The 7,515-nt window shown below is 64.4% G+C and carries 6 protein-coding genes; 3 read left to right on the plus strand and 3 right to left on the minus strand.

Annotation, left to right across the window (positions count from 1 at the left end; genetic code table 11):
* The 3 genes from PMI15_RS12960 to PMI15_RS12970 all read left to right on the plus strand — a co-directional run.
* Positions 1-1,193: phosphate acyltransferase (locus PMI15_RS12960; RefSeq protein ID WP_007869331.1), on the plus strand; the 1,193-nt coding region annotated here is incomplete at its 5' end.
* Between the two features lie 216 nt (positions 1,194-1,409).
* Positions 1,410-1,787: a ribonuclease domain-containing protein gene (locus PMI15_RS12965; protein ID WP_007869333.1), complete on the plus strand. Its 378-nt coding sequence runs from the start codon at positions 1,410-1,412 to the stop codon at positions 1,785-1,787.
* Between the two features lie 53 nt (positions 1,788-1,840).
* Complete coding sequence (locus PMI15_RS12970; protein ID WP_007869336.1) at positions 1,841-2,290, plus strand: barstar family protein; 450 nt, start codon at positions 1,841-1,843, stop codon at positions 2,288-2,290.
* A 249-nt stretch (positions 2,291-2,539) separates the two neighbouring features.
* Here the strand turns inward: PMI15_RS12970 and rsmA are convergent, their stop codons facing one another.
* The 3 genes from rsmA to PMI15_RS12985 all read right to left on the minus strand — a co-directional run bounded on the left by rsmA (position 2,540) and on the right by PMI15_RS12985 (position 7,322).
* Positions 2,540-3,310, minus strand: coding sequence for a 16S rRNA (adenine(1518)-N(6)/adenine(1519)-N(6))-dimethyltransferase RsmA (gene rsmA / locus PMI15_RS12975; RefSeq protein WP_007869342.1), 771 nt, complete (start codon positions 3,308-3,310; stop codon positions 2,540-2,542).
* Positions 3,311-3,469: 159 nt separating this feature from the next.
* Positions 3,470-4,873: a peptidylprolyl isomerase gene (locus PMI15_RS12980; RefSeq protein WP_007869347.1), complete on the minus strand. Its 1,404-nt coding sequence runs from the start codon at positions 4,871-4,873 to the stop codon at positions 3,470-3,472.
* Positions 4,866-7,322 carry an LPS-assembly protein LptD gene (locus tag PMI15_RS12985; protein ID WP_007869350.1) on the minus strand — a complete coding sequence of 819 codons (2,457 nt, stop codon included), beginning with the start codon at positions 7,320-7,322 and terminating at the stop codon, positions 4,866-4,868. The genes PMI15_RS12980 and PMI15_RS12985 overlap by 8 nt, the downstream gene beginning before the upstream one ends.
* Positions 7,323-7,515 lie beyond the last annotated feature (193 nt).

Raw genomic sequence — 7,515 nt, forward strand, 5'->3', positions numbered from 1 at the left:
TGGCGGCCGCCTATGTGGGCGAGAAGCTGGCCTTCGGCCCCGAATACCTGATTCCCAAGCCTTTTGATCCGCGCCTCATGATGAAGATCGCGCCCGCGGTGGCGCAGGCGGCGGCCGACAGCGGCGTGGCCCTGCGGCCCATCCAGGACATGAACGCCTACCGCGACAAGCTGCAGAGCTTTGTCTACGCTTCGGGCACGGTCATGAAGCCGATCTTCGCGGCCGCCAAGGCGGCCAGCCGCAAGCGCGTGGCCTATGCCGAAGGCGAGGAAGAACGCGTGCTGCGCGCCTGCCAGATCGTCGTGGACGAGGGCCTTGCGCGGCCTACATTGATCGGCCGGCCCGCCATCATCGCCCAGCGCATTGAAAAATTCGGCCTGCGCCTGAAGGAAGAGCTCGACTACGACGTGGTCAACGTCGAGCAGGACCACCGCTACCGCGACTTCTGGCAGACCTACCACCGCATGATGGAGCGCCGCGGCGTGACCGTGCAGATCGCCAAGATCGAGATGCGCCGCCGCCTCACGCTGATCGCCGGCATGCTGCTGCACAAGGGCGACGTGGACGGGCTGATCTGCGGCACCTGGGGCACCACCGCCCATCACCTGGACTACCTGGACCAGGTCATCGGCAAGCGCGAAGGCGTCAACACCTATGCCTGCATGAACGGCCTGCTGCTGCCGAATCGCCAGGTCTTCCTGCTCGACACCCACGTCAACTGCGACCCGACGGCCGAGCAGCTCGCCGAGATCACCACCATGGCGGCCGAGGAAATGATGCGCTTCGGCATCAAGCCCAAGGCGGCCCTGCTGTCGCACTCGAACTTCGGCTCCTCCAACCTGCCCAGCGCCCTGAAGATGCGCCGCACGCTGGAACTGTTGCGTGAAAAAGCGCCCTGGCTGGAGGTCGACGGCGAAATGCACGGCGATATGGCGCTGGACGCCGACGCGCGCGGCCTGATCATGCCCAACAGCACGCTGGCCGGCGAGGCCAACCTGCTGGTGCTGCCCAATATTGATGCGGCCAATATTTCGTACAACCTGCTCAAAACGGCGGCCGGCGGCAACATCGCCATCGGCCCCGTGCTGCTGGGCGCGAACAAACCCATGCACATCCTGACCGCCACCGCCACGGTGCGCCGCATCGTGAACATGACCGCCCTCACGGTCGCGGACGCTAATGCGGCCAGATAAGCCCGAACTAGATAGCCAGTACTAACTTATTCAGGCAGTAAACCCCTTCTTTACTGCCTAAATTTTCAGCAGCCACTTGCGTTTTTCGGCCACATGCGGCAAACTAGCTCTCTTGAAATTTAAGGGTTAACCCGAAATCGGCGGGCGAACCCTGGGTTCAGGAAAGGCTTCTTTTTCATGTTGCGCAATGGGTGGGGACGTCGGCAGGTAGCCAGAATGGCCGGCCTGCTGGTCTTGGCAACCAGCCTGAGCGGGCTGATCCCCAGCGTGGTGCAGGCCAAGGGCGCGGATTCACCGGCGCCGGTCGGCACGATTGCAACGGCCCAATTGCCCCCGCAAGGGCGCGACATGATGACGCTGATTTACCAGGGTGGGCCGTTCAGGCATGACAAGGACGGCGTGGTGTTTGGCAACCGGGAACGACTTCTTCCGGCCAACCGTCGTGGTTACTACCGCGAATACACCGTCCGAACGCCCAATGAACGCAGCCGGGGAGCCCGGCGCATTGTTTGTGGCGGCTTGAAACCCACCGCCCCGGATGCCTGTTATTACACCGACGACCACTATGCGAGTTTTCGCAGAATCGTTCAGTAAATGAACCGTGGTTGTTATTACAAGTTTTTGACTTCAGAGAAAGAGTAGCGGAGATGGATACACCACTTCGTCGGGACAACGAGACGCCGGTGCGCAAGGACGGTGAAACGCCCTTGCGCGGCGTGCGGCCCAATATCGTTCAATCCATACGCGCCTTCCGGGTGCAGGACCTGCAGGACGCCGCGACGCAGCTGAACCAGCATTTCCTGTACGCCAACCTGGGCAATGCCCAGAGCAAGCAGGACGTGCTGGACATGATTGCGGCGCAATACACCTTCCCGGCCCACTTCGGCAAGAATTTCGATGCGCTGTACGACTGCATGACGGACCTGGTCCACAAGTCGGGCCCGCAGCCCGGCTTCATTGTCGTGCTCGAGCAGATTCCGGCCAACGCCAAATTCGACAAGGAAGCGCGCGAGCAGCTGCTCGACATCTTCCGGGATGCCTCGGACTACTGGGCGGATCGAAAGATACCGTTCAGATGCTTCTATTCTTTTCTGTAGCCCGCTCCCCAGACATCGGCCAAGGGGATCGGGCGAATGAGGCCCAGCAAGCAGTTGCAGAAGGTGAAGAAGTCATGCCTACCGACAAACTGGTGGACGTGTCGCCTCTGGCATTGCGCATGAGCAGCCCGTTTAACGCGGGTTACTGGCTCGCCGCTGCTTAAAGCAAACGACACCATGGGTGCCCCGCAAGGTGCCCACAAAAAAGCCCGTCAAAGACGGGCTTTTTTTATGCCGCAACGCCGGCGTTCAGGCCTGCAGCGCCTGCACCAGCGCCACGTACTCGGCCACCGGCACTTCCTCGGCGCGGCGCTGCACGTCAAAGGCCCCGCCAAAGCCGCGCGCAACCAGCCACTGGCCCAGCGTGTGGCGCAGCAGCTTGCGGCGCTGGCTGAAAGCCACCTGCACCAACTCGCTGAGCAGCCTGGCGTCCAGCACCGCCGGCGCCGCATGCGGCACCATGCGCACCACCGCGCTGTCCACGCGCGGCGGCGGGTCAAAGCTCTGCGGCGGCACGAACAACACATTTTCCATGGCGTAGCGCCACTGCAGCATCACGCTGAGCCGGCCGTAGTCGCCGGTGGCAGGGCTGGCCACCATGCGGTCTATCACTTCCTTTTGCAGCATGAAGTGCTGGTCTTCAATGACGTCCACAGCGCCCAGCAGGTGGAACAGGATGGGCGTGGAGATGTTGTACGGAAGGTTGCCGACGACCCGAAGCTTCTGCCCCGGTGTGCAGGCGGTGCTCGCCAATGCACGGATGTCCACCTTGAGAATATCGGACTCAACCACACTGAGCTGCGGATGCTCGCGCAGCTGCCGGGCCAGGTCGCGGTCCAGTTCGATCACCGTGAGCTTCCCCAGGCGCTCGACCAGGGGCTGGGTCAGGGCCGCCAGACCCGGGCCGATTTCGACCATGGCCTGACCGGACCGCGGCGCGATCGCCTGGACGATGCCTTCGATGATGCCCTGGTCGGTCAGGAAGTGCTGGCCAAAGCGTTTGCGGGGAATGTGTTTCACGATGAGACAACCACCTGACGCTGAGCAGCCTTACGCATTAAACCAGCAGGGGCCGCGGGACTGGCTTTGCCAGACCGCAGGCGTAGCGGCCCCCTTCGTGATGAAAGGGGCAGGGAGAAGCCGCAGGCTACACGCAGTGAACGACCGTGGGGGCCACGTTCACTGCGGCGGTTCACGGTACTCCACATACGCGCGGCCGCGGACTTCCTGGGCCCAGAGTGCGTAGGCTTCGCTCTGCTTCTTTTCGCGCAGCACGTTGCGCGCAATCTCGCGCTGGTCGCGCTGCGAGAGCTGGGTGTCGCGGCGCTCCAGCACCTGGATGATGTGCACGCCGAAACGGGACACCAGCGGATCGGACACCTGGTTGGGCGCCAGGCTGTTCATGACTTTTTCGAACTCGGGCACAAACATGCCGGGGCTGGCCCAGCCCAGGTCGCCGCCTTCCTTGGCCGAACCGTCATCGCTGTTCTCGCGGGCGAGGGCGGCAAAATCGGCTTGGCCGGCCTGGATGCGCTTTTTGAATTCAGCGAGTTTTTCGGTCGCGGCGGCTTCCGTCATTTTGGGGTTCAGCCGCAGCAGGATGTGGCGGGCATGGGTCTGGGTCACGGTCGCGCCGGGCATGCCGCCCTGGCGCTTTTCAATCACCTTGAGGATGTGAAAGCCCGCGCCGCTTCGCACGGGACCGGCCAGTCCGCCGGTTTGCAGGCTTTTGGTGGCCTCCACAAAAAGCGGGGGATAGCGGTCCGCGGCGCGCAGGCCCATCTGGCCGCCGGTCGCGCGCGTGGCGGAAGCGGAGAACTCGGCGGCCAGCGCGGCGAAATCACCGCCGGCGCGGGCACGATCAAGCACCTGCTGGGCCCGGGCTTGCAGCGCCGCGACCTGGTCGGGCGTGGCGTTCTCGGGGACCGCCACCAGGATCTCGCCCAGGTTGAGGGCCAGGGCGGAAGCCTCGGCGGCGCCGCCTTCCTGGTCGCGCAGGAACTGGTCGATCTCCTGCTCGGTCACGCTGACGCGCGACTCGAGTTCGCGCTGGCGCAGGCGGCCCACCAGAAGTTCGTCGCGCACTTCGGAACGGAACTGCGTGTAGTCGATGCCGTCAGCCTTCAGGCGGCTGCGCAGCTCGTCGACGCTGATCTGGTTCTGGCTTGCGACGCTTTGGACCGCGGCCTGGATCGCGCTTTCATCGATGCGGACACCGGACGCGCGCGCCAGCTGCAGCTGCGCCTTGTCGCTGATCATGCGCTCCAGGACCTGCACCACCAGTTCGCTGCGCGGCGGCAGCGCCGTGCCCTGCTGCAGAATTTGCTGCTCGGTGCGGATCAGCTTGAGGCGGACCTCGCTGTTGGTGATGGGCTCGGAATTCACCACCGCGACGATGAAATCGGCCTGGCGCTGACCGGTCGGGGCCCGCGCGGCCGGATCGGACGACAGGCGCAAGGGTGCGGACGGCCTGAGCCCCTGTGCTTGCGCCTGTGCCGTCAGCAGCATGGCAAGCGCGAGCGCCGTCCCTGCGAGGCGCGGCAGGCCCGAGAAAAATTCTGGAACAAAGCGGTGATTAGTCATAAGTGGTAAAGCGGCTTGGAGCCTCGATTTTCTCACGCAGGTACTGGTAGCGCGGGACATTTGACTTGAGGGTTTCCAGGGGGTTGGCGCCTATGCGGGAGAAGCCCACCAGCTCCAGCTGGAACATGATCCGGGTGTCCGAGGTGCCCGTGCCGGTCTGCGAGCGCTGCAGCACGACGCGGCCTATCCAGCAGCAGCCGTCGTATTCGACGCCGATGATGGAATCGACCAGCCGCTTGTCCAGCACGCTGTAATTGAGCCGGCCGACCGCGTAGTAGCGCCCGCCGCCCTGGCCTTGCCCGGCACCCAGGTCCTTGCCCCTGTCGCCCCACAGGTCGTTGATGGGCCATTGCCAGCCCACGTCGATCTGCTCGCTGACATTGCGCTGGCGCCGGAACGCGGCGCTGATGACACGGTAGTTGCTCGGGTTGTAGCGCACGCCGAAAGAGGCGCGCTCGGACTGTTTGGTCTTGGGGTTGTATTGCACCGTGCTGTCGAAAGACCACTGCGGCACCCAGTTGACGGACGCGCCGACCAGAATGTCGCTGATGCGGTCGGTGACGGGCAGCGCGCCAGGCAGCGTCACGCGCTGGTCCTCAAAGCGCAGTCGCTGCGCAATGCCCACGCGCACAGCCTCGGCGCCGGTCGCCGGGTCCAGCAGGCGCGAGGTCACACCCAATGTCAGCAGGTTCGCGTCGGAAATGCGGTCATTGCCGACAAAGGCGTTTTCGGTGAACACCGTCGCGAAATTGAAGTCGTTGAGGCCGGAGTCATAGTTCGGTAGCCGGCTCTGATCGCGAAAAGGCGTGCGCACATAAAAGGCCCTTGGCTCCAGCGTCTGGGTAAAGTTGCGGCCCAGGAAGCTCGCCTCGCGCTCAAACTGCAAGCCGCTGTCCAGGCTGAAGGTCGGGACGACACGCGAGGCCGAGCGCGCGCCGTCGGCGATCAGCGGCGCGTCGAACTGGTAGCTGGTGGCGTGCAGCTGCACCTTGGGCGTGATGAAGCCGGACGAGGACAGCCAGGGACGGCTGAGCTGCAGCTTGGTGTAGGCCCGGTTGCTGTTGGGCTGGTTCGTCAGGGTCCGGTCGGCGGAAAACCGCGTGTAGTCGCCCTCGATGGACCAGTCAAAACCGTTGCCCAGGCGGCCCAGGGGGGCATCCACCCGGGTGTAGCTGGCGGTCAATTGCGGAAGCCGGTCGTAGGGAGGGACAATGGGCGAGGTCACGTCCTGCAGCGTCTGCCACTTCAGGGTGCGCAAGGTGCTGGAGAAGAAGCCCTTGCTCCAGGACAGGGTGGCATCCTGCGACAGCAGCCGCTGGGTGGTGGAGCCCAGCCCTGCCGGGAAATCACGCCAGTAATTGTTGTCGCTGACACGGTTCAGGTTGAGGTTCAGCCCCAGGTTGCCGATGGAAGAAATGCCGGTATTGATGGTGCCGGTGTGCTGGTAGCCGTAGGACCAGCGGTCCCGGTCGCGCAATTTGTCGCTCGGCAGGTAGTTGGCACGGAGCTGGCCCTGGTAGGTGGGTTCCAGGTAGCGGAACTCGCCGGCCAGGTCTATGCCGCGCTTGGTCATGATCGCCGGGGAAAAGGTCGCATCCCGATTCGGCGCGATGTCGAAGTAATAGGGCTGGCGAAGCTCAAAACCGTCGGTCGAGCCCATGCTGATGCTGGGCGGCAGCAGGCCGGACTTGCGCTTGTCGCTCAGCGGAAAGCTGAACTTGGGAAACGCCAGGATGGGCACGTCCTTGAAGCGGATGACGGCCCCCCGGGCTACGCCGACCTCGGTCTCCAGGTCGAACTCAAAGCTGTTGGCGCGCAGCACCCAGGCGGGCGACCAGCTCGCCTCGTCGTTGCGCTCGCAGGTGGTGTAGCTGGCGCGCTGGGCCGTCAGGTGGTTTTCATCGAGGAAGTCGACCCGCTCGGCGCGGCCATTACCGCCGTTGCTCAGGAAGCGGTAACCCGGCGTGGTGAAAAAGCCCTCGAACCGGTCCAGCTTGAGTTCCAGCTCGGGGCCTTCAAAGCGGTTGCCGGCCCGGTTGACGCGGACATTGCCGCGGCTTTTGAGCTGGTCGTCGGGCTGGTAATACTCGATGCGGTCGGCACGGATGGAGGTCGCCCCGCGACGCAGTTCCGCATTGCCATCGATCACCGTCTCCAGGTCAGGACGGCCCGACACGCGGTCGCCGAAGACAAAGGTCGGGCCCCGGTCCTGCGGATCGTTGGAGACTTCCTCGGCCAGCTTGGACGTGGACTTGAGTTTCAGCCCGCCCCCGGATTCCGCCGTCTCCGCTGGTGCGGTGGCGGACGCGCCACGCGAGGCCGCCGGCGCCGCCTGGGCGTGCGCCGTTCCGGCAACAGTCATCCCCAGCGTGGCGCAAAACACAGCCAGCCTGGAGACAGCAAAAGCTACCGGGGAGAGAATAAAAGGCGAGGGGGATGCGCGGCGCATCGTTTATGTGAGATAAACCCGTTTGTAAAATCAGGCCTGATTATCCATGACCCTCCATTCCCTCCCCACAATGCCGAACCCGAGCCCGGCCGCGCGCCCGGCGAAGGCTTCGCAAGCATGACCGTACCGTCCATCGCCTGGGCCGATCCGGCACGCGCCGCCGCCTTCGAGCACTGGCTGGCCGCCACAGCCC

Origin of the sequence: Polaromonas sp. CF318 (assembly GCF_000282655.1) — a bacterium.
Taxonomy (GTDB): Bacteria; Pseudomonadota; Gammaproteobacteria; order Burkholderiales; family Burkholderiaceae_C; genus Polaromonas.

Coding starts and splice junctions, on each gene's coding strand:
- PMI15_RS12965 (WP_007869333.1), top strand. CDS start 1,410: ATGGCCGGCCTGCTGGTCTTGGCAACCAGCCTGAGCGGGCTGATCCCC.
- PMI15_RS12970 (WP_007869336.1), top strand. CDS start 1,841: ATGGATACACCACTTCGTCGGGACAACGAGACGCCGGTGCGCAAGGAC.
- PMI15_RS12980 (WP_007869347.1), bottom strand. CDS start 4,873: ATGACTAATCACCGCTTTGTTCCAGAATTTTTCTCGGGCCTGCCGCGC.
- PMI15_RS12985 (WP_007869350.1), bottom strand. CDS start 7,322: ATGCGCCGCGCATCCCCCTCGCCTTTTATTCTCTCCCCGGTAGCTTTT.